26 protein-coding genes, 1 tRNA gene and 1 pseudogene are annotated in these 22,371 nt (G+C 68.6%); 9 read left to right on the forward strand and 19 right to left on the reverse strand.

Annotated features, from left to right (window positions below):
* Nucleotides 1–10: 10 nt before the first annotated feature.
* From AB4Z55_RS11850 to AB4Z55_RS11860, 3 genes are all read left to right on the forward strand, one after another.
* Nucleotides 11–628, forward strand: coding sequence for a hypothetical protein (locus AB4Z55_RS11850; protein WP_354562061.1), 618 nt, complete (start codon nt 11–13; stop codon nt 626–628).
* A 187-nt stretch (nt 629–815) separates the two neighbouring features.
* On the forward strand, nt 816–1,238 hold the full coding sequence (locus AB4Z55_RS11855) for a DUF3052 domain-containing protein (protein ID WP_004022979.1): 423 nt from the start codon (nt 816–818) through the stop codon (nt 1,236–1,238).
* On the forward strand, nt 1,235–1,717 hold the full coding sequence (locus tag AB4Z55_RS11860; protein WP_004022978.1) for a peroxiredoxin: 483 nt from the start codon (nt 1,235–1,237) through the stop codon (nt 1,715–1,717). Before AB4Z55_RS11855 ends, AB4Z55_RS11860 begins: the two co-directional genes overlap by 4 nt.
* Here AB4Z55_RS11860 and AB4Z55_RS11865 read toward each other — a convergent pair.
* Both AB4Z55_RS11865 and AB4Z55_RS11870 read right to left on the reverse strand, forming a co-directional pair.
* Nucleotides 1,707–2,897: an ATP-binding cassette domain-containing protein gene (locus AB4Z55_RS11865; RefSeq protein WP_369521004.1), complete on the reverse strand. Its 1,191-nt coding sequence runs from the start codon at nt 2,895–2,897 to the stop codon at nt 1,707–1,709. The genes AB4Z55_RS11860 and AB4Z55_RS11865 overlap by 11 nt on opposite strands.
* A gap of 178 nt (nt 2,898–3,075) precedes the next feature.
* A pseudogene (locus AB4Z55_RS11870) lies at nt 3,076–4,023 on the reverse strand (ABC transporter transmembrane domain-containing protein); the annotation flags it as partial.
* 173 nt (nt 4,024–4,196) lie between these two features.
* On the opposite strand from AB4Z55_RS11870, the gene AB4Z55_RS11875 reads away from it, so the two are divergent.
* Nucleotides 4,197–5,402 carry an RtcB family protein gene (locus tag AB4Z55_RS11875; protein WP_369519765.1) on the forward strand — a complete coding sequence of 402 codons (1,206 nt, stop codon included), beginning with the start codon at nt 4,197–4,199 and terminating at the stop codon, nt 5,400–5,402.
* A gap of 106 nt (nt 5,403–5,508) precedes the next feature.
* Here the strand turns inward: AB4Z55_RS11875 and AB4Z55_RS11880 are convergent, their stop codons facing one another.
* From AB4Z55_RS11880 to AB4Z55_RS11910, 7 genes are all read right to left on the reverse strand, one after another.
* On the reverse strand, nt 5,509–5,706 hold the full coding sequence (locus AB4Z55_RS11880; RefSeq protein WP_369519766.1) for a CsbD family protein: 198 nt from the start codon (nt 5,704–5,706) through the stop codon (nt 5,509–5,511).
* Nucleotides 5,707–5,779: 73 nt separating this feature from the next.
* Entirely contained in the window at nt 5,780–6,328 is a 549-nt protein-coding gene (locus tag AB4Z55_RS11885) for a hypothetical protein (protein WP_004022971.1), read from the reverse strand.
* The gene (locus tag AB4Z55_RS11890) at nt 6,325–6,924 is read right to left on the reverse strand and encodes a hypothetical protein (RefSeq protein WP_369519767.1); all 600 of its coding nucleotides are present in this window, start codon (nt 6,922–6,924) and stop codon (nt 6,325–6,327) included. The genes AB4Z55_RS11885 and AB4Z55_RS11890 overlap by 4 nt, the downstream gene beginning before the upstream one ends.
* Entirely contained in the window at nt 6,921–7,475 is a 555-nt protein-coding gene (locus tag AB4Z55_RS11895; RefSeq protein ID WP_369519768.1) for an Asp23/Gls24 family envelope stress response protein, read from the reverse strand. Before AB4Z55_RS11895 ends, AB4Z55_RS11890 begins: the two co-directional genes overlap by 4 nt.
* The gene (locus tag AB4Z55_RS11900; protein WP_004022968.1) at nt 7,468–7,647 is read right to left on the reverse strand and encodes a hypothetical protein; all 180 of its coding nucleotides are present in this window, start codon (nt 7,645–7,647) and stop codon (nt 7,468–7,470) included. The genes AB4Z55_RS11895 and AB4Z55_RS11900 overlap by 8 nt, the downstream gene beginning before the upstream one ends.
* A complete protein-coding gene (locus tag AB4Z55_RS11905; protein ID WP_369519769.1) occupies nt 7,644–7,982 on the reverse strand; it encodes a hypothetical protein in 339 nt (112 codons plus the stop codon). Before AB4Z55_RS11905 ends, AB4Z55_RS11900 begins: the two co-directional genes overlap by 4 nt.
* Nucleotides 7,982–8,479: an Asp23/Gls24 family envelope stress response protein gene (locus AB4Z55_RS11910; protein ID WP_004022966.1), complete on the reverse strand. Its 498-nt coding sequence runs from the start codon at nt 8,477–8,479 to the stop codon at nt 7,982–7,984. The genes AB4Z55_RS11905 and AB4Z55_RS11910 overlap by 1 nt, the downstream gene beginning before the upstream one ends.
* Nucleotides 8,480–8,603: 124 nt before the next feature.
* On the opposite strand from AB4Z55_RS11910, the gene AB4Z55_RS11915 reads away from it, so the two are divergent.
* Complete coding sequence (locus AB4Z55_RS11915) at nt 8,604–9,257, forward strand: RNA polymerase sigma factor (protein ID WP_239401142.1); 654 nt, start codon at nt 8,604–8,606, stop codon at nt 9,255–9,257.
* The gene (locus tag AB4Z55_RS11920; RefSeq protein ID WP_369519770.1) at nt 9,250–9,726 is read left to right on the forward strand and encodes a hypothetical protein; all 477 of its coding nucleotides are present in this window, start codon (nt 9,250–9,252) and stop codon (nt 9,724–9,726) included. Before AB4Z55_RS11915 ends, AB4Z55_RS11920 begins: the two co-directional genes overlap by 8 nt.
* Nucleotides 9,727–9,779: 53 nt before the next feature.
* On the opposite strand, the gene AB4Z55_RS11925 is transcribed toward AB4Z55_RS11920, so the two are convergent.
* The 4 genes from AB4Z55_RS11925 to AB4Z55_RS11940 form a co-directional block, all read right to left on the reverse strand.
* A tRNA-Val gene (locus AB4Z55_RS11925) sits at nt 9,780–9,854 on the reverse strand.
* Between the two features lie 352 nt (nt 9,855–10,206).
* Complete coding sequence (locus tag AB4Z55_RS11930; RefSeq protein ID WP_369519771.1) at nt 10,207–10,914, reverse strand: CPBP family intramembrane glutamic endopeptidase; 708 nt, start codon at nt 10,912–10,914, stop codon at nt 10,207–10,209.
* A gap of 50 nt (nt 10,915–10,964) precedes the next feature.
* Nucleotides 10,965–12,056, reverse strand: coding sequence for an NAD(P)H-binding protein (locus tag AB4Z55_RS11935; RefSeq protein WP_369519772.1), 1,092 nt, complete (start codon nt 12,054–12,056; stop codon nt 10,965–10,967).
* Between the two features lie 102 nt (nt 12,057–12,158).
* Nucleotides 12,159–13,142: a YafY family protein gene (locus tag AB4Z55_RS11940; RefSeq protein WP_004022961.1), complete on the reverse strand. Its 984-nt coding sequence runs from the start codon at nt 13,140–13,142 to the stop codon at nt 12,159–12,161.
* A gap of 179 nt (nt 13,143–13,321) precedes the next feature.
* Between AB4Z55_RS11940 and AB4Z55_RS11945 the strand changes: the two genes are divergently transcribed.
* Nucleotides 13,322–14,146, forward strand: a complete 825-nt coding sequence (locus AB4Z55_RS11945) for a maleylpyruvate isomerase family mycothiol-dependent enzyme (protein ID WP_369519773.1) — start codon at nt 13,322–13,324, stop codon at nt 14,144–14,146.
* Nucleotides 14,147–14,209: 63 nt separating this feature from the next.
* Here AB4Z55_RS11945 and AB4Z55_RS11950 read toward each other — a convergent pair whose 3' ends face one another.
* The 3 genes from AB4Z55_RS11950 to AB4Z55_RS11960 all read right to left on the reverse strand — a co-directional run bounded on the left by AB4Z55_RS11950 (nt 14,210) and on the right by AB4Z55_RS11960 (nt 18,068).
* Complete coding sequence (locus AB4Z55_RS11950; protein ID WP_369519774.1) at nt 14,210–15,097, reverse strand: DUF559 domain-containing protein; 888 nt, start codon at nt 15,095–15,097, stop codon at nt 14,210–14,212.
* A 115-nt stretch (nt 15,098–15,212) separates the two neighbouring features.
* Entirely contained in the window at nt 15,213–17,168 is a 1,956-nt protein-coding gene (locus AB4Z55_RS11955; RefSeq protein ID WP_369519775.1) for a protein kinase, read from the reverse strand.
* Nucleotides 17,169–17,255: 87 nt separating this feature from the next.
* The gene (locus AB4Z55_RS11960; RefSeq protein WP_064570582.1) at nt 17,256–18,068 is read right to left on the reverse strand and encodes a spermidine synthase; all 813 of its coding nucleotides are present in this window, start codon (nt 18,066–18,068) and stop codon (nt 17,256–17,258) included.
* A gap of 42 nt (nt 18,069–18,110) precedes the next feature.
* Between AB4Z55_RS11960 and AB4Z55_RS11965 the strand changes: the two genes are divergently transcribed.
* Entirely contained in the window at nt 18,111–19,115 is a 1,005-nt protein-coding gene (locus tag AB4Z55_RS11965) for a cobalamin biosynthesis protein (RefSeq protein WP_369519776.1), read from the forward strand.
* On the opposite strand, the gene AB4Z55_RS11970 is transcribed toward AB4Z55_RS11965, so the two are convergent.
* Complete coding sequence (locus AB4Z55_RS11970; RefSeq protein WP_369519777.1) at nt 19,093–20,088, reverse strand: SURF1 family protein; 996 nt, start codon at nt 20,086–20,088, stop codon at nt 19,093–19,095. The genes AB4Z55_RS11965 and AB4Z55_RS11970 overlap by 23 nt on opposite strands.
* Before the next feature lie 37 nt (nt 20,089–20,125).
* Here AB4Z55_RS11970 and AB4Z55_RS11975 point away from each other — a divergent pair, with 37 nt between their 5' ends.
* On the forward strand, nt 20,126–21,130 hold the full coding sequence (locus AB4Z55_RS11975; RefSeq protein WP_248642990.1) for a putative zinc-binding metallopeptidase: 1,005 nt from the start codon (nt 20,126–20,128) through the stop codon (nt 21,128–21,130).
* A gap of 16 nt (nt 21,131–21,146) precedes the next feature.
* Here the strand turns inward: AB4Z55_RS11975 and AB4Z55_RS11980 are convergent, their stop codons facing one another.
* Both AB4Z55_RS11980 and AB4Z55_RS11985 read right to left on the reverse strand, forming a co-directional pair.
* Nucleotides 21,147–21,626: a low molecular weight protein-tyrosine-phosphatase gene (locus AB4Z55_RS11980; RefSeq protein WP_033203936.1), complete on the reverse strand. Its 480-nt coding sequence runs from the start codon at nt 21,624–21,626 to the stop codon at nt 21,147–21,149.
* Between the two features lie 45 nt (nt 21,627–21,671).
* Nucleotides 21,672–22,358 carry an HAD hydrolase-like protein gene (locus tag AB4Z55_RS11985; protein WP_369519778.1) on the reverse strand — a complete coding sequence of 229 codons (687 nt, stop codon included), beginning with the start codon at nt 22,356–22,358 and terminating at the stop codon, nt 21,672–21,674.
* Nucleotides 22,359–22,371: the final 13 nt, after the last annotated feature.

Below are 22,371 nucleotides of genomic sequence, written 5' to 3' on the forward strand. Positions count from 1 at the left end.
GGGGGAGTGAATGCCGGATCGAGGAGCGGTGGCGGCCGCGAGCCACCGCGGCCGTGTCGTCCGGTCGACGATCGCAGCCACGATCGCACTCGGGGCCGCGCTGACGGGTGCATGCGCCACCACGGTCGGCGGTGAGGGCGCCCCCGCGCCGGGCGAGGTCGCCGTCTACCGGTCCGAGCTGTCGGCCTCGGCGGCCGCCGAGGTGCGGGCCGAGGGTGTCGAGCTGTGCCGCGAGTCGATGGCGTCGATGGTCGTGATGGTCCGCGGGTTCAACGCCTTCGTCGCCCGGCTGAACGTCGCACAGTCGTATCCCGGCGTCGGCGATCTCGACGAGAAGGCGCGGGCCAGTCTGATCGCCGGTGCCGATCAGATCCGACCCAAGATCACCGCGACCGCCCCGGTCGACGTCTCGACGCCGGCGCGGACCTTCCTCGAGTCGACCGCGAAGCTGGAGAATGCCATCCGTCGTGAACTGAGTGCCGGCCTGAATCCGGTGTCGGGGCAGTGGTCCCGTGACAAGCAGCGGCTGCTCGACGTGTGCGGCGGCTACACGCCGCTGCCGGCAACATCGTCGGCCACCCCGCGCTCGTCCGCCCCCTCGACGAGGTCGGCTCGCCCGGGCGGTTAGCGTCGCCCCGCTCGGGGTAGGCACAGGCCGATCGCGAAACGCCCGAAATCCCTGACGGCGTTCGGCTTGCAATGTGAGGCTTTAGGCTGTTGCCTATGCTGACAGGCGAACGGCGTGCGGAAGCGTACGCGGATTCGGCACAGACGACACACACAACGATCCACACATCTTCAGGAGGTCACGCGCGGTGGTAGCCGCCACAGACGGTAGCAACGCCCAGAAACTGGGCTTGACCGCAGGCTTGGTCGTGCAGGAACTCGGCTGGGACGAGGACACCGACGACGAACTGCGCGCTGACATCGAGGACGCGATCGACGCCGAGATGGTCGACGAGGATGCCGACGACGTCGTCGACGTCGTGGTCCTCTGGTGGCGCGACGGTGATGGTGACCTCGTCGACGCCCTGATGGACGCCATCGGTCCGCTCGCCGAAGACGGTTTCGTGTGGGTGCTCTCGCCGAAGACGGGCCAACCCGGCTACGTCGATCCGAGCGAGATCGCCGAAGCGGCCCCGACCGCGGGGCTCACGCAGACCTCGGCCATCAGTCTCGGCGACTGGTCGGCGGCCCGGTTGGTCCAGCCCAAGGCCCGCGCGGGCAAGAAAGCATGAGCGGTGCTCTGCCTTCTGCGCCCCTGACCGTCGGCGACCGGGCACCGGACTTCGCCCTTCGCGACCAGAACAATCAGCTCGTGTCGCTCTCGGCACTGCGAGCCGAACGCAATGTGCTCGTGGTGTTCTTCCCGCTCGCGTTCACCGGCACCTGCCAGGGCGAGTTGGGCTACATTCGCGACCAGCAACCGCGCTTCGAGAACGACGACGTGACGACGGTGACGGTGTCGGTCGGTCCCTCGCCCACCCACAAGGTGTGGTCCGCAGCGCAGGGATTCCTGTTCCCGCTGCTGTCGGACTTCTGGCCGCACGGTGACACCGCGCGTGCCTACGGCGTCTTCAACGAGGATCGTGGTTACGCCAATCGTGGAACCTTTCTCGTCGACCGAGACGGCGTGATCGTCTTCGCCGACATGGTCGGTCCGGGCGAGGTGCGCGAGAACGCCGTCTGGGACAAGGCTCTCGGCGTCATCGCCTGACCGGGCCCTCGGTCATCCACGCGAGCCGTTGCCAGACGGCCCCCATCTCCGGTCGTCTGTCGGGATCGAGATCGAGCATGTGACCGAGCAACTCGACGAGTTCGTCGGGCACATGGCCGCGCGCACCGACACCGGGCGACATCGGTCTGATCGACGTCGGGCGACCGCGAGTGCGGAGTCGCCCGATGCCCCGCTCCGACCACGGCGGGATCGCGCCGTACGGCCGCCGCAACGTCGACACCTCGAAGAGCGTGACGCCAAGAGCGAAGACGTCCGCGGCGGGACCCAGAGCGACGCCGACGGCCTGCTCGGGCGGTAGATACCCGCGCGTTCCAGAGCCGTCCCGTCGCTCGCCGGGGCGGCCGAGGATCCCGAGGTCGATCAGGATCGCCTGCCCGCCGTGGATGATGACGTTCGACGGTTTCACATCCAGGTGGATCCAGTTGTGACTGTGCAGATGGTGAAGTGCCGCCGACAACTGCACACCCAGCTGCAGCACATCGTGGGTGCTGAGCGGACCGTTCTCGATCGCTGCGTCGAGGGTGGCGCCGGGGATGGTCTGCATCGTGAAACCCACCAGGCCCGATTCGTCCGGCGGCAGCATCCCGTAGCCGCGCACCAGATGCGGTGAGCGAGATCGGCGAGCACGTGTCCCTCGCGACGGACGGACTCCGCGACCTCCTCGTCGTGACGCCGATGCCTGCGGATGACCTTGGGGATGCACCGTGTGCGACGTCCGGTGTCGAAGGCGTCCCAGGTGGCGGTCCGCTTGCCGAACCCCAGCGGGGCGAGAGGTTCGGTCGAGGCCGGTGGTCGGCTCGTCGAGGATGAGGAGCCCGCCGCCGCGGAGGAGTCCACGGGCCACGTTGAGTCGTTGGCGTTGTCCACCGGAGAGGGTGCGGCCACGCTGTCCGATGCGTGTGTCGTAACCGTCCGGGAGCCGGCTGATGAAGTCGTGGGCATCGGCGCGTCGAGCGGCTTCGGCGATCTCGGCGGCGGTGGCGTCGGGTCTGGCGAACGCGATGTTCTCCGCGACGGTCGCGTCGGACAGCAACATCTCCTGGGCGACGACGGTGACCGCGGCGCGGACGGAGCGGCGTGTGGCGAAGGCAAGATCGTTGTCGCCCAACAGAACAGATCCCGAGCGCGGTTGCAGCGAGCCGTCCAGCAGGCGGGTGATGAGGCGGGTCGGTCAGGGCGGGCTCGTCCAGCAGTTCCTGTACCCGTTCGATGCCTGCGGTGGCGGCGAACAGCGAGGGCAGCAGATTCCCGAGATCGCGTACCGGCCGATAGCAACTCCCCAGGAGCGCGAGGAACGCCAGCACCTCGCCCAGGGTCATGCGCCCGGCGGCGAGCGCCCACACACCGAGACCGATGACCACGAGCACACCGAGGAGTTCGAACAGGCCCACCAACGGCAGGAACAATGCGCGGACCCGACTGGCCACCAGCTCGGCGTCCATGATCGCGAGATTCTGTCGCTCGTACCGCTCGATCGCGGTCGGCTCCTGGTTGAGGCCCTGCACGAGGGCGGCATTGGCGAGGTGCTCCTCGGTGATCGCGCCGAGTGACCCGGCCCGCCGCCGCCGCTCGCGCGACGCGGACTTGGTGAAGTCGGCGAATCGAATTGCCGCCCAGGAGAACAGCGGCACGACGACCATGGAGGCCAGCGCCAGCCACAGATCCATCCACATGAGGGCGATGACATAGACGACAAGCGTGGCCGATTGTCGGAAACCCCACGTCAGGTGACGGACCATGAACGACTCGACCGTACCGATGTCAGAGGTGAGACGACTCATCACATCGCTGAGGCGCAGATGGTCGAGGCGGTGGGAGGGCAGCGCCAGCTTATGTGCGAATGCATCGCGCCGGAGTGTGGTGAGAAACCGCTGGGAGATCCAGGTGCCCAGATAGTCGTCGGCTCCGTCGATCACCGCGGCCAGGAGGTTGAGCGCGATGTAGATCCCCGCGATGGAGGCGAATGGGCCGAGATCGGCCGGCACCAGCACGTCGTCGACGAGTCTCTCGAACAGTGCGATCTCGGCGACGGCGATCAGCGCGGGGATCACCGACAGCGTGAGGCCGGCGAGCAGCCACCACCGGACGGGACGAAGCCGTGGCGCGAACGTGCGAAAGATCTGCAGCACAGACAGGGTCGCGGAGTGCTTCACGAGCGGTCGGTCATCGGTGCGGGGGCGCAACAGCGCGGAGAGCGATGGTCGCGAGGCCATGACGGGAGACATCCATCCGTGTGTCGTGACCGTTCCGCCGGTGGTCCCGAGCGGAACGGTTCTCACTCTCATGGGCGTCGATGAGGTCTCCGTGAGCAGCACATGAGAGATCTTTCATCGACGTCTGTGGGTGTCGTCCGGGAATGTCGAGTGGCATTGTGGAGGCGGAAATCCGGTTGCCGCCGGGAGCATTCGACGCTTTGATGTGAGAGCCCGCGACCCGGGCGCTCACGAAAGGAAACCCCATGCCGACCATGGCGTCGCCCAAGGTGCTCAATTACGCATCGCACGTGGACGACAACACCCTGACCCAGGCGGCCCAGACCGCCCGGATGCCGTTCGTACATCCGCACATCGCCCTGATGCCCGACGCACACTTCGGGAAGGGTTCTGCGGTGGGCACGGTCATCCCGACGACCGGCGCGGTGATCCCGGCCGCCGTCGGCGTCGACATCGGCTGCGGAATGATCGCGGTGCAGACGCGACTGCGCGCCGAGGACATCGACGGGATGGATCTCGGCCGACTACGGGCGAAGATCGAGGACGCGATCCCGCTGTCGCCCGGCAACTACAATCGTGGGATCGACCGTTTCGCGTTCACCCGGACACGGATCGACTCGCTCGACGAACAGGCCACCAAAGAGGGTGTGGACCTGTCGCATTCACCGAAGTGGCGGGAGCAGCTGGGCTCGCTCGGCGGAGGCAACCACTTCATCGAGCTGTGCCTCGACGAGGGGGACGTGGTGTGGCTGTTCCTGCATTCGGGTTCGCGGGGTGTCGGCAACAAGATCGCGCAGAAGCACATCAAGATCGCCCAGCGGCTGTGCCGACAGTGGTGGATCAAGCTGCCGAACGCCGACCTCGCCTACCTGCCGCAGGGGGCCCCGGAACTGACGGCGTACCTGCGGGATCTGTCCTGGGCCCAGCGGTTCGCCTTCGAGAACCGGGCCGAGATGATGGATCGTTTCGTCGCGGTGTTCGCGGAGTGGTTCGGCGACAACGTCTCCGGTGGACTCGACGACCGGTCTGAGTCGCTGGAGGTGGACCGGATCAACTGCCACCACAACTACACCGTGCGGGAAACGCACGCGGGCAAGGATGTGTGGCTCACCCGGAAGGGAGCGATCGACGCCCACGAGGGCGTCCGTGGTGTCATCCCGGGTTCGATGGGAACCCGGTCGTATGTGGTGCGGGGCAAGGGAAATCCGGCCCGGTTGTGCTCGGCGCCGCACGGTGCCGGCCGCCGGTACTCCCGGAGTGAGGCGCGGCGGCGTTTCACCGCCGACGATCTCGCCGCCCGGATGGCGGGGATCGAGTACCGGCACGGTGACGAGTGGGTCGACGAGATTCCCGATGCGTACAAGGACATCGATCAGGTGATGGCCGACGCCGCCGATCTCGTGGACATCGAGCACACCCTGCGGCAGATCCTCAACGTCAAGGGGACGTGACCGGCCGGCGCCGGCCCACGAACAGGACGAATCCCGAAGGTGCTCTGCACCTTCGGGATTCGCCTGACACCGCCGGCGAGGAGGTTCGGTTTGCCGGCGGTGATGCTCACTTACCGGTCAGCTTGTCCTTGATGTTCGACGCGGCGTCCTTCACGTTCTCCACGCCGTCCTTGACGGCGGCGGACAGCTGATCGCCCTTGCCCTCGCTCTTCAGCTGGTCGTCACCGGTCACATCGCCTGCGGTCTCCTTGGCCTTACCCGAGAGGTCCTCGGCCTTGTTGCTGACCTTGTCGCTGAATCCCATTCTTCTTCTCCTGTTTTTCATTTCGATCGACGACAACCTCGGATGAGGCTGCCGGTCGGGGTCCTTCGTCCGGTCACCGGTCGAGATGGACGAAAGCCTGGACGTGTACTCCGGACTCGCCGAGAGCCCTCCGGATCGCGGCGACGGCGTCGGCGACGGGTGCGGTGACCTCGTCGAAGCCCCGGTTGGGCTTCGCCGAGACCTCGAGTCGGATGATGCTCCTTGACCGGTCGTCGATCGCCTTTGCCGTCACCTTCTGGAACAACGGGTTGCCTGCGAGTTCCTCCGCGGCCGCGTTGGCGATCAACTTCGGTGCGACGGTGAGGGTTCCGGTCTGGTCGGAGCCGTCGAGCAGGGCGTCGTCGACCGCTCGGGGTCGTATGTTGGTGGCCAGCAACAGCAGACCCCAGCCGAGGGTGATCACGGTGACCCCGACCAGCACCCAGATCCACCAGGACGCCTGGGTTGCATCGAGAGCGGCGCGCTCGTCGAGACGGTCGACCCACCCGGCCACCGGCTCGGCGTCGACCCGCCAGGCCACGGCCCCGGCGCCGACGACGATGAGCAGCAGGGCGACGAGCCCGACCGACAGTCGGTGTGCGGTTGCGGGAAGACGGTTCATCGGACGCTCCTCGTTCCGCGCTCACGCAGGCGTACGACGACTCGCGGCGGCGATTGCAGATCGGCGGCCACCGAGTCGGCCGTGGTCTCGATGAGTGCGCGGTCGGCGACCTGTGTCCGCACGCCGACCGTGCAGGTCATCTTGCGACGGGTCACCACCGTGTCGGCGTCGAGTACGCCGGGAAGGTCGGAGACAGCGGCGCTGCACCGTCTCGCGACATCACCGGGACGCGTCCACATCCCGTCTCCGCCGGCGAGTTCGAGATGTGTCCGGCGTCGTGGCTTGATCGCGATCCACACCAGGAACAGGCCCAGGAGGATCGCCCCGACGGCGGCGGGCCACATCCAGTTCTGCCACTGCAGGTCGGCGATCCACTCGGCGGCGGTGACCGACCACGCGCGACCGTCCAGCCAGTTGGCGTTGACGGCGATGTCTCGCACGGCCACCGCGCCCAGTGCGATGAACGCGAGCCCCAGTGCGGCGCCGGCGATCGCGGCGCCGGGCAGGGCCGCGGGCGGAAAGACGTGCCCGGGTTCGCCGGTCCGCTCGCTGTCGAGCGTCGCGCGATCGGGTGCGACTTTGGCGTGAGTTGTCATCGTCGTGCCCCCGTCTCGGTGCTGATGGTCGGAGTGAAGGCCGCGGTGTCGTGCGGCGGATCTGCCGCGTCCGGTGCGTCCGACGGCGGGTTTGCCTGCGGCACATCGGGCTGGGTGTCCTCGCGGACCGGCGGGAGGTCGACGTACCCCCGTTGCCGGCGTCGGATGGCCTGCCGTGGCTCGAACTTGGACACCGTCACGTCGACGCGCAGTGGGACGACCCCGGTGAGGCGCTCGACCTCGGCGGCGACGTGATCGCGGGTGCGGCGCGACACCTCGGCTACTGCGCACGGCCACTCGAGTGCGAGGGAGAGCGTGATCCGGGTGCCGCCGGCATGAATGCTTGCCGTGGGCAGGGTGGACCGCTCGCCGACCGGCCCCAGGACCGAGCCGACTCCGCCGCGATGGCGGACGACGCCCGGGATGTCGAGAGCCGCACGGGCCGCGACCTTTTCGAGGACGCGGTCGGCGATGGTGAGCGTCCCGGGTGGCGAGACGCCCCCGGCCGGGCCGCCGCCCGGCACGGGCCCGCCGGTGTGCTGCTCAGCCACGACCCCGGCTCCGCAGGAGCGCGCCCAGGTCGATGGCGCCGTCCCGGTTGAGACCCAGCACCAGTCCCGCGGCTCCGAGCACGACGGCCAGCAGGAAGCCCGCCAGCCCACCGGCGACGGCGGCCAGAGCCAGGAGGAGCCCCACGAACAGGCCCACTACTGCGTTGTTCATTCCGCTTCCCCTTCATTCCGACTCGGGTTCGAGCTCACGCTGATGTCCGCCACGGTCACCGAGACCGGTCTCGCGGCAACCGTCTCGGCGGTGTCGCGCACCTTCGCGGCCACGCTCTGGAGGTCGTGCGCGGCATCGACGACGATGTGGACCTCACCGCTGTCCTCGGCCAGGGACACACCCGGGACCCGATGTCCGGGAAGATAAGTGGCGATCTCGCCGAACAGTCCACTGTGTAGGTCGTGCACACCCGGGACCGCGAGTACGGCGGCAGCGAGGCGATCTGCCAGTGCGCCGCCCTCCTCCGTCCGCGCGTCCGGAAGGTCCGACGTCATCACTGGACCCGCGGGGTGGTGTTCGACTCCTGCTCGTCGTCGCCGAACGCGATGTCGTGGACGGTCACGTTGACCTCGGTGACCTCGAGGCCGGTCATCTGCTCGATCGCGCTGATCACGTTGCGTCGGATGGCTGCTGCGAGCTGATGGATCGCCACGCCGTACTCGGCCACGATCGAGACGTCGACGGCGGCCTGACGCTCACCGACCTCGACCTCGATTCCCTGGGTTGTGCTCACCGTCGTGCCCGGCAGGACGTCGCGGACCCGGCCCACCACGCGCTCGGTGGTGCCGCCCAGATCGTGGACCCCGTCGATCTCACGAGCCGCGATCCCGGCGACCTTCGCGACGACGATGTCGGCGATGGAGGTACGTCCGCGGTCGCCGGTCGACTCACGGCGGGCGAGTGCACGCCCTGCAGCAGCGTCGGTACGCGACGCGTCGACAGCGGCGTCCTCGTGTGTGGCGTCCTTGGTGGTGGTGGCGCTTGCGGACATGTCGAACTCCTTCGGTCGTCGTGTCTTCTTCGTAGACGGACCGCGTTCGGATGATGCGTTATCGCAAAGGCTGTTCACGATCCGTCTGTAAGGTCAGTCGGGACGGACGGGGGGAGTTGCACGGATGAAACCCAGTGATTCGGCTCACAGGCAATCGCTCGACCTGTCCGAGCTCGGCGACGACGAGCTCGCGGGCGCCGCGTCGGTCGGCGACACCGAGGCCTTCGACGTGCTCGTCCGACGCGTGACACCCGGTCTGCTGCGGTACATGTCGCGGATGGTCGACGGCAGGCAGACCGCCGAGGACCTCACCCAGGAGACCTTGCTGGATGCATGGAAAGGGTTGCCCGACTTCGCGTTCCGTAGCAGCTTCCGCACCTGGATGTTCACCATCGCGCACCGGAAGGCGGTCGATTACCATCGTCGCCGACGCGATGTACCGTTCGACGACGAGCGGTTCGCCGAACTCGAAGCGGTCGGACCGCTGCCGGCCGACATGGCCGAGCGGAGTCTGCTCATCGATGCGCTGCGCGCCGAACTGGACAATCTCCCCGCCAATTCGCGCGCCGCGTGGTGGCTCAAGGAGGTCGAGGGGCTTACGCTCGAGGAAATCGGACAGGTGTTACGCATCACAACCGGGTCGGTGCGCGGTCATCTCCAGCGCAGCCGGAAGTTCCTGTTGACCCGTTTGGAGCCCTGGAACCCTGGTAAACCGAGAACCACACCGACGGCCACGACGAGCGTCGACGACGCGGAGGGAGGCGAGGTCGGTGCCTGACAACCACGCGCGCGACTCCGACGCCACCGACGTCGCCGACGCCTGGCTGGTCGAGGCCACGCGGCAGATCGCCGACGAACCCGCGAGCGACGTCGACCGGTTGATCTCCTCGATCTCGGGGAGCCTGCAGCGGATCCGGCGTCCCGCGCGAACGCTGGCGACCGACGGCCTGCGCATCTACACCAGCGACCGCGTCGTCAAACAATTGATCGCGATCCGGACCCGACGCGAACTCGGCCGTCTGACCGTCTTCGTGTCGGTCGACGGCGACGGCGAGACCGTCGACGGCGTGCGCGTCGGTCTCATCGCCCGCTACGCCGACGACCTGCCCGCACTCTCCGACGACGTGCGCGACATCGTCGACGAGGTTCTGGTCGAGACCCTCGGCGGCGACAGCAGTGCCGTCGCCCGTCGCAACATCTCGGTGCGCTGGCAGGATGTGTACACCCGAGAGTGGCTGGCTCGCTAGCGATGTGACAGCCCGAAGCCGCGCGGCAAGGGTTGGGGGCTGTGGGGTCGGGGTGGTGCGCGCAAAGGGATTCGAACCCCTGACCGCTGGTGTGTAAGACCAGAGCTCTACCGCTGAGCTATACGCGCGCGCCGCAGCCACATACGTGGCGCTGCGCACACGAATTTAGTCGCTCCGATGCCGGTCGCCCAAACCGGGTCTGACCGGGGGGCTGAGTGGTCGGGTCGCCGGCCCTTCGAGGCTCGTCGCTATCGCTCCTCGCACCTCAGGGATCAGAGGGGTGCTTGCGCTCCTCACACCTCAGGGATCAGAGGGGTGCTTGCGCTCCTCGCACCTCGGGGATCAGAGGGGAGCTCGCGCTCGTCTCAGCGCAGGGGCGAAGGGTGTCGATGCCCCGGAGAGTGGGGAGCGGGACCGGCAGACGTCAACTCGACCGACAGACTTCGATCGAAGTCTGGCAGTCGAGTCGAGGTCTGGCCGTCAGGCGAAGACGGGCGGTAGCGCCAGGACCATGACAGCGCCCCAGATCACGTGGGTGATCGCGGGTGCGAGGACGCCGGCGGTGCTGCGACGGAGGATCGCGCAGACGGTGCCGAGGACGGCGCCGGCGAAGCCGAGCATCACATTGCCGCTGGCCATGGTGACCAGCACATAGATCACCGTCGACACGAGGATCGGGTTGTGCGGGCGCGCCGCCGAATAGACCGAGCCGCGGAAGAACAACTCCTCGGCGAGGCCGTTGACCATGGTGATCGCGGTGACCACGGCGAGGCTGCCGAAGTCGGCGAAGGCGAGCACCTGGTTGGCGAGGTCGCTGACGCCCGGGATCATGCGTGCGATCAGGCCGCCGACCACGAACGCGCCGCCCACGGCCAGGCCGACGACGACGCCGAGTCCGATGGCGCCGATGCGGTCGGGTGGGCGTGACGGGGTGGGGCTGAAGGCCCCGAGTCGCAGTGGGCCGGAGACGAATGCGCCGACGATCCACACAGCCGCCAGAAGAATGGTCAGCGGATAGAAGGCCGCATCTCCCGGCTCCACCCGCAGGGAGACGCCGAGAACCACTGCGCCGATGACGAGGAAGACGCCGACCAGCCAGCGTCGTCGGATGTAGTGGGCGCCGGGGTCGGGGTCACGGTCCGCGGCGACGGAGTCGTACAGGTCGCGCGCCAGTGAGGTCACCAGCACATCACCACCTCGTTCGATCGGTCAGAGAATCGGTCGATCAACGGTTACGGTCACGACGCTACATCGGTGCGTGTGGGACGGAGAACTCCGACGACCTTCGACGCGACCCCGATGGACGTGCCGATCGTCTCGACGACACTCCGCTTCACACGGAGCCAGTCACCGCCGGCCCAGGCCGGATCGGTGTCGGCGAGATGATGCAGGTCGTCGAGATCGCACACCGAGCGTGGGTACGGCGACCGCACCGAGGCGTGGACGGCCTCGCGCATCGGCGTCAGACCGCCTTCCGGTGGCGGGACGAGATCGCGGATGCGGTGCTCGGACGCCGTCATCGGGTGATCGAGCGAGGTGACGAGTTCTTCGGTGAGAGACGCCGGGACCGGCACGAGCATGCCGCCGACCCGTCCCGCGAGCCGGGTCGAGATCCCGAAGACCGGCAGCCGCAGTCTCGGCACCCGGATCGCCGACACGTACTCGTGCAGGATCGAGATGTAGCGTGCGCTGTCGGGGCCGGAGATGTCGTAGTGCCCTGCGGGCAGGATCGACGAGTCGCACGCCGCAGCCAGGTAGTGAACCGCGTCGCGGATGGAGATGGGATCCATCTCGTTGGTGATCCAGTCGGGCTCGGGGATCACCGGCAGCCGATCGGCCATGTACCGGATGATCTCGAACGACGTCGAACCGGCGCCGATGACCACTGCTGCGCGTAGCCACACGAGTTCTGGCCCGCCGTCGATCCGCAGACCCTCGGCCACGTCGGCGCGGCTCTGCAGGTGAGTGGACAGCTTGTCGTCCGATGGCACGAAACCGCCGAGGTAGATGATGCGATCGACTCCGCTGTCGCGGGCGGCCTCGGCGACGTTGCGCGCCGCATCCCGGTCGCCGTTGGCGAAGTCGGCCTGGCCGATCGCATGGACGAGGTAGTAGATCGCGTCGATCTGACCCGCGTCCGACATCGCCTTCGTCACCGAAGCCGGGTCATCGGCGTCCATGGTCACCATGCTGACCTGCGACGACCAGCCGAATTTGGCGAGCTTTCGCGTGTCCCGCGACGTGACGACCACGTCGTGTCCCTGTTTGAGCAGTGCGCACACCAATCGGGACCCGACGTACCCCGTGGCGCCAGTGATGAGAAGTCGCATGACACCGACGGTAGAGACATTCGGCGGAGTCCGTCGGGCTCGCGTCCGGGGTGTGACGGACACGGTGCCGATGTCACGGCGAGATAACAGCCGTGACGGCGATCACGGTTGGGCGTCGACCGCTCTGCGGTACCGCTCCGCGACCTGGTCGTGGTACTCCGCCGCCGCCGCCATCTCGGCGCGGAGTTCGGCTGGCTCGATGATGGTGAAGTCCGCTCCGAACGCGTACATCCAGCGCGCTATCGATGCCAGCGACGTGCTGTACAGGGTGACCTCGCAACTGTGTTCGTCGCCGGACTCGAGCGCCCCCCAGGATTCGTGAACCATCGCCGAGACCTCATCGAGCGAGGCGTGGATGCGTACTCGTGCGGTCGCACGCCGATAGACCGAACCGAGGCCGCGCAGCACGAACGCCGCCGCGCCGCCCTCGGGTGGCTCGCGCGGGGTGAACCGCGGCCCGGTCGGCACTTTCGGTTCCATCCGGTCGACGCGAAACGACCGCCAGTCCATCCGCTGGATGTCGAAACCGACCAGATACCAGCGGTTCCCGTTGCGGACGAGGCGATAGGGCTCGATCTCGCGCCGACTCTCCTCGCCGTCGTTGCGCCGGTAGTCGAATCGCAGGCGCTCGTTCCGGTGGCATGCGGTCGCGATCTCGGTGAGCCGGTCGGCCGACACGGCGCTCGCCGGCGCCGTCCGGGGCACGGCCTCGATCCGCAGTGCATCGAGCCGGTGGCGCAGTCTCGACGGCATGACCTGACGCAGCTTCGCCAGTGCGCCCGCCGACGCCTCCGCCATGTCGGCGACCGCGCCGGTGGTCACCGCGTCGAGTCCCAGGGCGACTGCGAGGACCTCCTGGTCGTCGAGCAGCAGCGGCGGCATCTCGGCGCCCGCGCCCAGCCGGTAGCCACCGCGCGAGCCGACGTTGGCATCCACCGGATAACCCAACTCGCGCAGCTTGTCGACATCGCGACGCACGGTGCGGGTGGTGATGTCGAGGCGTTCGGCGAGCTCTCGACCCGACCACTCGCGTCGTGTCTGCAACAGCGACAACAGCGCCAGCAACCGAGCCGAGGTTTCCAACATGCGTCTCATCGTGCCCGATGACGCGGACAGGTTCGGTCCTTGTTCGCATCCGACGGTTTCGCGCGGCGCCGTCGCCTCCCGTTCGGCGGGTCCCGGGATTCACGGAACGGTCCTCGATACGGTTGATCCGAGTGATCCGCCGGCGACCCCGACACCGGCACCGACCCGAGGGAGTGACGATGGCGACGACGATCCTGCCGATCGACGAGGTGACCGAGGCGCTGATCGCCCAGTGGGGCGTGATCGGTGAGCTGGCCCGGACGCTCGACGACGATGCGTGGTCGGCTCCGTCGGTTCTCCCCGGCTGGACCAACGCCGACATCGTCGCCCATATCGTCGGCACCGAGAGCATGCTCGACGGTCGCGACGTCGAGGCCACCCGCACGGTCAGCGCCCTCGATCACGTCCGCAATCCGATCGGTGAACTCAACGAGAAGTGGGTCGACCACTATCGGCCGAAGCCGCGTGCCGAGGTGGTCGCCGCCCTTGACGAGATCATCGGCGTCCGCACCGCGGCGCTGAAAGCCATGTCGCAGGCGGACTTCGACGCCGAGGCGATGACGCCCGCCGGGCCCGACACCTACGGCCGATTCATGCGGATCCGCATCTTCGACTGCTGGGTGCACGAGATCGACCTGCGTGACGGCACCGACCGTTCCGCGGTCGCGGAGCCCGGCCCGGCGTCCCTGGCCCTCGATGAGATCGGTGCGTCGCTCCCGTTCGTCGTCGGCAAGCGGGCCGACGCGCCCAAGGGCAGTACCGTGCTGTTCGACATCACCGGGGTGTCCCCGCGAACCGTGCGGATCGCGGTCGGGGACCGGGCGGGCATCGTCGACGAGTTCGACGGCGGTGACGATGCTGCCGACGTACGCATCCGGCTGGACGCCACCAACTTGGCGCGGTTCGCCGGAGGGCGGCGTGACGCGGATCCGTCCGCGCTGGAGTTGCATGGCGATCATGCTCTGGGACAAGCGATCCTGAAGCGGATGAACTACGTGATCTGATCGGCCGGGCGGTCGCGTTCCGGTTGCGGTTTGTCCCGGAAGCCGGGACAAACCGCAACCGGATCAGGCGACCGAGCGGCTCAAGGCATCGTGGACCGTGGTCACCACCTGATCGCCCCGTTCGACGATATCGGCCCAGGTGAAATTCAGCACTGTCCAGCCCGCGGCGATCAACGCATTGCGTTTGGTCCGATCCCGCTGAAATGTCGTGACGTCGCGGTGATGGGCGAAACCGTCGATTTCCACAGCCAGCTTCTCGCGGGTGAAGGCCACGTCGATGACATACCCCTCGGCACTCATGTTCGGTGTCCAGCCCACCGTGCCCGACTCGTGAAACAGCGTGGCCACGATCCGCTCGGCCTCCGACCGCGCGCCATCGCCGAGGAGCCGCAGGTAGCGGGTGATGGTCGGGGAACCGTGCCGCCTGGGGTACCGGGAGTGTGCGGCCTCGAGGTCGGCGAGCTTCACGGTGCCGGACAGGAGTGCCGAATCGAGAACAGCGATTCCCAGTTCGGCGGCGGCGTCGAGGACGGTGAGCGCTGTCGCAGTGACACGTAGGTCGGCGTGCGTGGTGACGTCGACCTCGTCGAGGTGTCGGTGCCGGATCACCGCGGTCGCCGACGACCGTCCATGGGCTCCGCGAGAAGCTGTGAAGACGAGGTGTTTTCGTGGCTCGGTGGGATGCAGACCGAGCCACCACGCGGCGGCGAGCCCTCCGAGTGCAGCATCGGCGCCCACCGAGAGCACCGCGATGCGCGCTTGAGCCCGCGCCGATCGGTGATGGCCGGCCACGAGGTACACCGCTCGCGCGACTGCCACCCATTCACCGGAGGCGCGTCGTCGGCCGATCGCGGATCGGCTCAACCCGGTTGCGATCGCCTGCGATGCCGAGACCACGCCGTCCTGCCTGCTGATCAGTTGATGAAGATCGTCCACGGGCTTTGGACGCATCAGCGGCCGTTCCGGTTGCATGCCGGGGTAGCAACCAACAAGCCTGAGGTTCCGGTTGCGGTTTGTCCCGGAAGCCGGGACAAACCGCAACCGGATCCGGGGGACTCTCGTCGCCCTACTCGCTGACGGTGGCCTTCTGGATCAGCAGGTTCTGATTCGGCGGACCCGACGCGGCCCCAGGCCGGGTCGGGGTGAACCCGCCGGCCAGGACCTTGTCGAGGACGGCCAGTCCGGACGGGTCGATGGTGCCGGCGATCGAGTAGGTCAGCGGCAGGCGGGTGTCGTCGGCGAGCAAGAAGAACGTGGTCGATCCGGTCGCGCCCTCGTCGTCGGGCAGGTCGAGGATGCCGACGGTGCCGCGCGGATAGGTGACCTGCGGGACCCCGTCGTCGTCGGTACCCGCCGACGGCAGGTTCTCGGGGAGCTCGTCCGGGCTGGTCCAACCCGGATTGGTGCCCTCCCGGCCACCCGACGAACCGCAGATGAGGTACTGCCGCGACGCCCGGTGACACTTGCTGTTGTCGTAGAAGCCGGACTTGATCAGCGACACCATCGCCCCGACGTTGCAGGGCGCCTCCGCGCGGTCGAGCGTCAGATCGATCGTGCCCTGGCCCGCGATCGGGATCTGCGCCTCCACCGTTCCGGTGTTCGGCTGGCTCGCGGCCGGTGCGGGCTCGGTGATGCCGCCGACTGCTGTGCGCTGAGGGTAATCGCACGTCACGGTGCCCGCCGGGATCGCACTCGTCGACGTGCTCGGCGTGGGGGAATCGTCGCCGCCGGAGCCCGACAGGACGACCACGATGCCGGTCACCGCCAGCGCGATGACCACCAGCCCGACTCCCACCGCGATGGCGACGTTCCGCCCGGTGTTCGACTTCCGCGGCGCAGGCGTCGGTGCGCCGCCCCACTGGGTCGGGCCGGAGAACTGCTGGGGACCGGAGAACTGCTGGGGACCCGAGAACCGCTGGGAACCGGAGTGCTGCTGAGGGCCCGAATGCTGCGGGGGACCCGAGTACGACGAATGTCTCTGCGGGCCGGAATGCTCAGGGGGAGAAGCGAACCCGCGCGCGCCGGGCTTGCCGGCCGGGGGCGTGCCGGGCGAGATGATGGTGCGATCCGACGGAACCGGTCCGCCGGGCTTTCCGAACGCGTCCGAGCCGCTCCCGCCCGGTGCGTACGTGGGTGGGGCCGTCGGGGGTGGGGCCATCGGAGGTGGTGTCACGATGCGGGGTGTCACCGTCGGCGGCGCCGACGACGGGGGAGGGTCGGTGAGCGCGGTCGACGCCGCGCGGAGCAGTTCTCGGGCCGTCGGATAGCGGTGTGCCGGATCCTTGGCGAGTCCGCGTGCGATCACCGGGTCGAGCGGACCGCCCATCGTCGGTGGTTCCTTGGTGATGTGCGCGGTCATCAGACCCTGGTCGGTCTTCGCCGGGTACGGCGTCTGACCCGTGACGCATTCGTAGAGCACGCAGGCGAGTGCGTAGTTGTCCGAGCTGGGTCCGGCGGGGTCGTCGCCGAAGCGCTCCGGCGCCATGTACGCGAGTGTCCCGAGGGCGGTTCCGATCTGGGTGAGCCGGCTGTCAGTGGTGCCCTGGGCGATCCCGAAGTCGACGAGGTACGCGAAGTCGTCGGCGTCGACGAGGATGTTGTCCGGCTTGATGTCGCGATGCACCAGGCCGCCACGGTGTGCGGCGTCGAGTGCGGACGCGACCTGGCCGAGGATCGCCACGGCCCGGGCGGCCGGCAGCGGGCCATCGGCGAGAAGCTTGCGCAGGTCCTGCCCGTCGACGAGCCGCATGTCGATGAACAGCACGCCGTCCTTCTCGCCCCAGTCGTGGATCGGGATGACGTGCGGGTCGGAGAGCTTCGCCGCGGTTTTCGACTCACGCTCGAATCGCTCGCGGAAGTCCTTGTCGTGGACGAGATGTGGGGGCAGGAGTTTCAACGCGACCCGGCGTTCGCGCACGGTGTCGTAGGCCTCGTACACCTCACCCATGCCGCCACGACCCAGAAGTCTGTCGATGCGGTACGGGCCCAGCGTCGTACCCGCACGCGACGATGGATCGCTCACGTCATCCTCGGTTCCTCGGCGTCGGAATCGAGACAACCCTATCCAATCGACCGTGATCGACGTGCAGCGTGCTTCGTGACGCCATCGTCACGCCTCGTCGGTGAGGGCCTCACCGCGGGCGAACTCCCGAGCGCGGTCCCCGGAGAGGATCTGAGCCGGTAGTGGGTCACTGAGCAGAGTGCGGATGAGTGTCGCCGAGGGTTCGAGCGGTGCGTCGCTGCCCGCGATCACGATGTTGCCGGTGCGCCTGCCCTTGAACATCGCGGCATCGGCGATGAGCGCCAGATGGTCGAACGCGGCTCCGACGGTCGCGGCTTCGGCCCGGGCGCCGGCGAGGTCGCGGCTGTCGCCGCAGTTGGCCAGGTACAGGCCACCGGGGGTGAGGACATCGCGCACACGCTCGGTGAACTGCGTGGTCGTCAGATGCCGCGGGGTGCGGTCGCCGGCAAAGGCGTCGCGCACGACCACATCGCGCGTGCCGGGCTGGAGCGACTCGACGACCTGCCGTGCATCGCCGACGCGGATACGCAGCTTCGGCGCGCGGGGCAGGTCGAACCATTCCCGGACGAGGCGTGCGAGTTCGGCGTCGATCTCGACGGCCACCTGACGGGCGTCCGGGTAGCGGTGGTCGAGGTGACGTGCCAGTGCGCAGGCCGCGCCGCCGAGGTGCAGAACCCGGAGGCGATCGGTGGTGTCGGGGTGACGCTCGTCGATGACGGCGGCCATCTGGCGCAGGTATTCGAAGTCGAGCGCAGTGGGGTCGTCGGGGTGGATGTGCGAGCTGTGGGCTCCGTTGATCGTGAGCAGCCACCCGCCCGCGATCGTGTCCGGGCTCAGCTCGGCAACGCCGGTGTCGATGTCGTACCGACCGGGCGTCGGGTGTGCGGTTGTCCGGGCCACGGGGGCCAAGTCTGGCACGGCACGGGTCGATACGATCGCGCGGTGCCCAGACCGCCTCGTGTTCACCGTCCCCGCCCCGATCGTCGACGCGGTGCCGTCACCGCGGCCGGGATGCTGGTCGGTTTCGTGCTCGACGATCTGTTCGGCGATCCGGCACGCGGCCACCCGGTGGCCGGGTTCGGCCGGTTGACCGGCGCCGTGGAGCGGCGCCTCTACCGGGATTCGCGGCGTGCGGGTGTGGGTCTGGTCGGGGTGATGGTGGGATCGACGGTGGTCCTGGCGGTTGCGGCGGATCGACGCGTGACGGGCATCGCCGGTGTCGCGGTGACCGCCGCGTCGACGTGGATCGCCCTGGGCGGCACCTCGCTGTGCCGGGTCGGCGACGCGGTGGCGGAGGCATTGGAGACGCACGACATCGATGCCGCGCGGGCGCTCATCCCGAGCCTGTGCGGCCGGGACCCGGAGTCGCTCGACGAGGCCGGCCTGTGCCGCGCCGCCCTCGAGTCGATCGCGGAGAACACGTCGGATGCGACGGTCGGGCCGCTGGTGTGGGGCGCCGTCGCCGGTGTCCCCGGCGTGCTGGGGTATCGGGCCGTGAACACGCTCGATGCGATGGTCGGATACCGGAATCCGCGCTACCAGGACTTCGGCTGGGCGGCCGCGCGCCTGGACGACCTCGCCAACCTGCTGCCGGCGCGGCTCGCCGGTTCGTTGTTGGTGGTGCTCGGCGGCGCGCCGCGTCGGACCGTCGAGGCCTGGCGGCGGGACAGCGGCGCCCATCCGAGCCCGAATGCCGGGGTCGTCGAAGCCGGGTTCGCGGGTGCGCTGGGCGTGCAACTCGGCGGACGGACGGTCTACCCGCACGGAGTCGAGGTGCGTCCGACCCTCGGCTCCGGACCGGCGCCGGGACCGGCGGATCTCCGTGCCGCCGTGGCGCTGTCCCGACGCGTGCAGCGCGCGACGGTCCTGACCTGTGCGGCCGTCGCCGTCGCGCGTCCGGGCGCCACGGCCGCGGCGCGCTGGCTCAGCCGCCGTATCGCCGGGTGAGCTTGTCGCGGACGTCGCGCGACTCGTCGCCGTTCCGCCGGCCGTGGCCGATGTCGCCGACCTGATGGGTCATCGTGGTTCCGGCGGCCGCCCGGAGCTCGTCACGACGGTGCTGCCGCCGCTGGGCGCGCGACTCGGCCGCCGGACCGGGAGTCGCGTCCGGTTCGGACGAGGCCTCGGAGTCGGGTCCGGCCGGGGTGGCCGCGGCCGGTTGCGCCGCCGCCGACGCCTCGGCGGCCGCCCGGCGTCGGGCGCGGATCTCGGAGTACAGGAAGTAGCCGACGCCCAGGGGGGCCATCACACCGAACGCCAGCCATTGCAGGCCGTACGACAGGTACGGTCCGGTGTCGAGCTGCGGCAGCGAGATCTCACCGAGTGAACCCGGCTGGTCAGGGGAGAGCTGCAGGTAGAAGTCGTCCATCGGGGTCGAGGTCGCGGCGGACACCAGGCCCGGGTTGATCGTCGCGACGGTCAGCGCGCCGTTCTCGACGCGCGTTCCGCGCTCGGTACTCACGCTCTCGGCTGCCCGGATCCGGCCGTCGACGGTCTGTTCGCCTGCCGGTGGTGCGGGGATGTCGGGTACTGCACCCTCGACCGGCCGTACGTACCCGCGGTTGACGAGGATCACCCGGTCCGACCCGGTGACCGCGAACGGGGTGAGGACCTCCACGGCGGGTCGCTGGTCGATGTTGCGGAGCCGGACCAGGGCCTGCCGGTCCGGCAGATAACGGCCGGTCACCGCGACGGACCGCCACTCTGAGGACGGCACGAAGGCCGACGACGGCGCGACCTCGGCCAGTGGGGCCGTCTCGATCGACGTGGCGGTACGGATCAGGTCGTTGCGGCGTTCGGTGTCGGAGTTCTTGCCCAGCTGCCAGGGTGCGAGCAGGGTGAAGCAGGCCACCGCGAACGCCGCGACCACGAGACCGAGCGCAATCCACCCGGGCCGGAGGATCGTTCGCAGTACGTGCACACCGCCCAGGTTACCGAGCGGGGGTAGCCTGATCGAAATGCGAGACTTCCTCTGCTTGAAGTGCGGTCAGCGTCTCTCCTTCGAAAACAGTCTGTGCCTGAACTGCCGGAGCCCGCTCGGCTTCTGGCTGAAGACCCGGTCGATCCACGTCCTCGACGACAAGGCACGCGCGGAGGTCGACGGCGTGCTGCTCGAACGTTGCGCCAACACCAAAGTCGCGCAATGCAACTGGCTGGTGAAGTGGAGTGGCAAGCCGACGATGTGCGAGTCGTGCCGGCTCACTCGCACCCGGCCCGGCGACGATGACACCGAGGCGTTGGTCATCTTCGGACAGACCGAGACCGCCAAGCGGCGCCTCATCCTGGAACTCGACGAACTCAAGCTGCCGATCGAGACGCGGGAGGAGAATCCGCAGTCCGGTCTCGCCTTCGACCTGCTCTCCAGCGCGCAGCAGTCGGTCATCACCGGTCATGCGAACGGGGTCATCACGCTCGACCTGGCCGAGGGGGACGACGTTCACCGCGAACAGATGCGCGTCGAGCTCGCCGAGCCGTATCGGACCGTCCTCGGCCACTTCCGGCACGAGATCGGGCACTACTACCAACTCGTCCTCATCACCGACGATCGACGCCCGGGCTTCGAGGAATTGTTCGGCGATCCCGACGAGGACTACCAGGCAGCACTGGACCGCCACTACAGCGAGGGCGCGCCGGAGGGCTGGCAGCAGGACTTCGTGTCGTCGTACGCGACGATGCATCCGGCCGAGGATTTCGCCGAGACTTTTGCGCACTACCTGCACATTCGCGACACCCTCGACACCGCGGCGGCGTTCGCGATGGCGCCCGCCGGCTCGACCTTCGAAGGGGTCCCGCCCGGTGATGTCGGCTTCGATCGGGTCCTCGACGAGTGGTTACCGCTGACCTGGGCGCTCAACCAGATCAACCGGTCGATGGGGCACCCCGACCTCTATCCGTTCGTGCTGCCCGAGAAGGTCCTGACCAAGATCCGCTTCGTGCACAATCTCGTCGCTCCGGCGGCCTGAGTCGCGTCGGTCGAGCTCAGGACACCCCGAGTTCGGCTCGTACCCAGTCGATGAGCCCCGGCATCGAGCCCTCGATCTGCTCGCGCGTCAGTACGAAGTCGTCGGGGGTGCCGTAGTACGGGTCGGCGAGGTCGAGATCGTCGGCCGGGGCCGCGGGATCGAACGAGCGCAGCAGCCGCGTGCGGTCGCCGAGCCGCTTGCGTTCGAGTTCGCGGACGTGGCCCTCGTCCATCGCGAGCAGGAGGTCGGCGTCGAAGTGCTCGGGTCCGAGCAGAGCGGCGACGTGGGCGTCGGAATAGCCGTGTGCGACCAGTTCGGTCCGCGCGCGATTGTCCGCCGGTTCGCCGACGTGGTAGCCGCTCGTCCCGCAGCTCGACACCCGCACCTTGCCGCCGAGGCCGGCGTCGTCGAGTGCGGTCCGGAAGATGTTCTGCGCCATCGGTGACCGGCAGATGTTGCCCGTACACACGAAGCAGATGTGAAGTTCGTCAGCCACTGCTACCTCAACAAGTCGATTCGCCGTCCGCTGTCGGGGTGGGGGTCACACACCCAGCACGTCGCGCAGTTCGGCCACGGACCCGACCGCCCAGGTCGCGCCCTGTTCCTCCCCGCCCAGAGCGTAACCCCAACGCACGAGGATCGCCGGAATGCCGAAGGCCGCTGCGCCCTGCACATCGTGGCTGCGGTCGCCGATCATCACGACCGGACTGGTGACGTGCCCGGTCTGCGGGTCGGTGGCGATCCCGAGCTCGTCGAGCGCGGAGGCGATCACATCGGCCTTCTCGCGGCGGGTGCCGTCGTCGCTCGCCCCGGCGATGAAGCGGAAGTGATCGGCGAGACCGAAATGGTCGAGAATCCGGCGGGCGGTGGTCTGGATCTTCGACGTCGCGATCGCCACGGTTCGTCCCCCGGCGGCCAGATCGGCGAGCAGCTCGCCCATGCCGTCGAAGACCGAGTTCTCCAACCAGCCGACCTCGGTGTACCGCTCTCGATACGCGCGCATCGCCTTCTCGGCCACCTCGGGCGAGAGTCCCAGTGCGTTGAGCGTGTCGATCATCGGCGGTCCGGCGATGCCGGCCACGATGCGCGGGTCGGGGTCGGGTGCCCCGACCACGGCGAGAGCATGCCGAAAGCTGTTCTCGATACCTGCGAAACTGTCGGTGACCGTGCCGTCGAGGTCGACGAGTAGGACGGTCTCGGGATGGCGGGGATCCGGCGTCGTCGTCACGTCTCCATCGTGC

The organism is Gordonia sp. ABKF26, assembly GCF_041103195.1.
GTDB lineage: Bacteria > Actinomycetota > Actinomycetes > Mycobacteriales > Mycobacteriaceae > Gordonia > Gordonia terrae.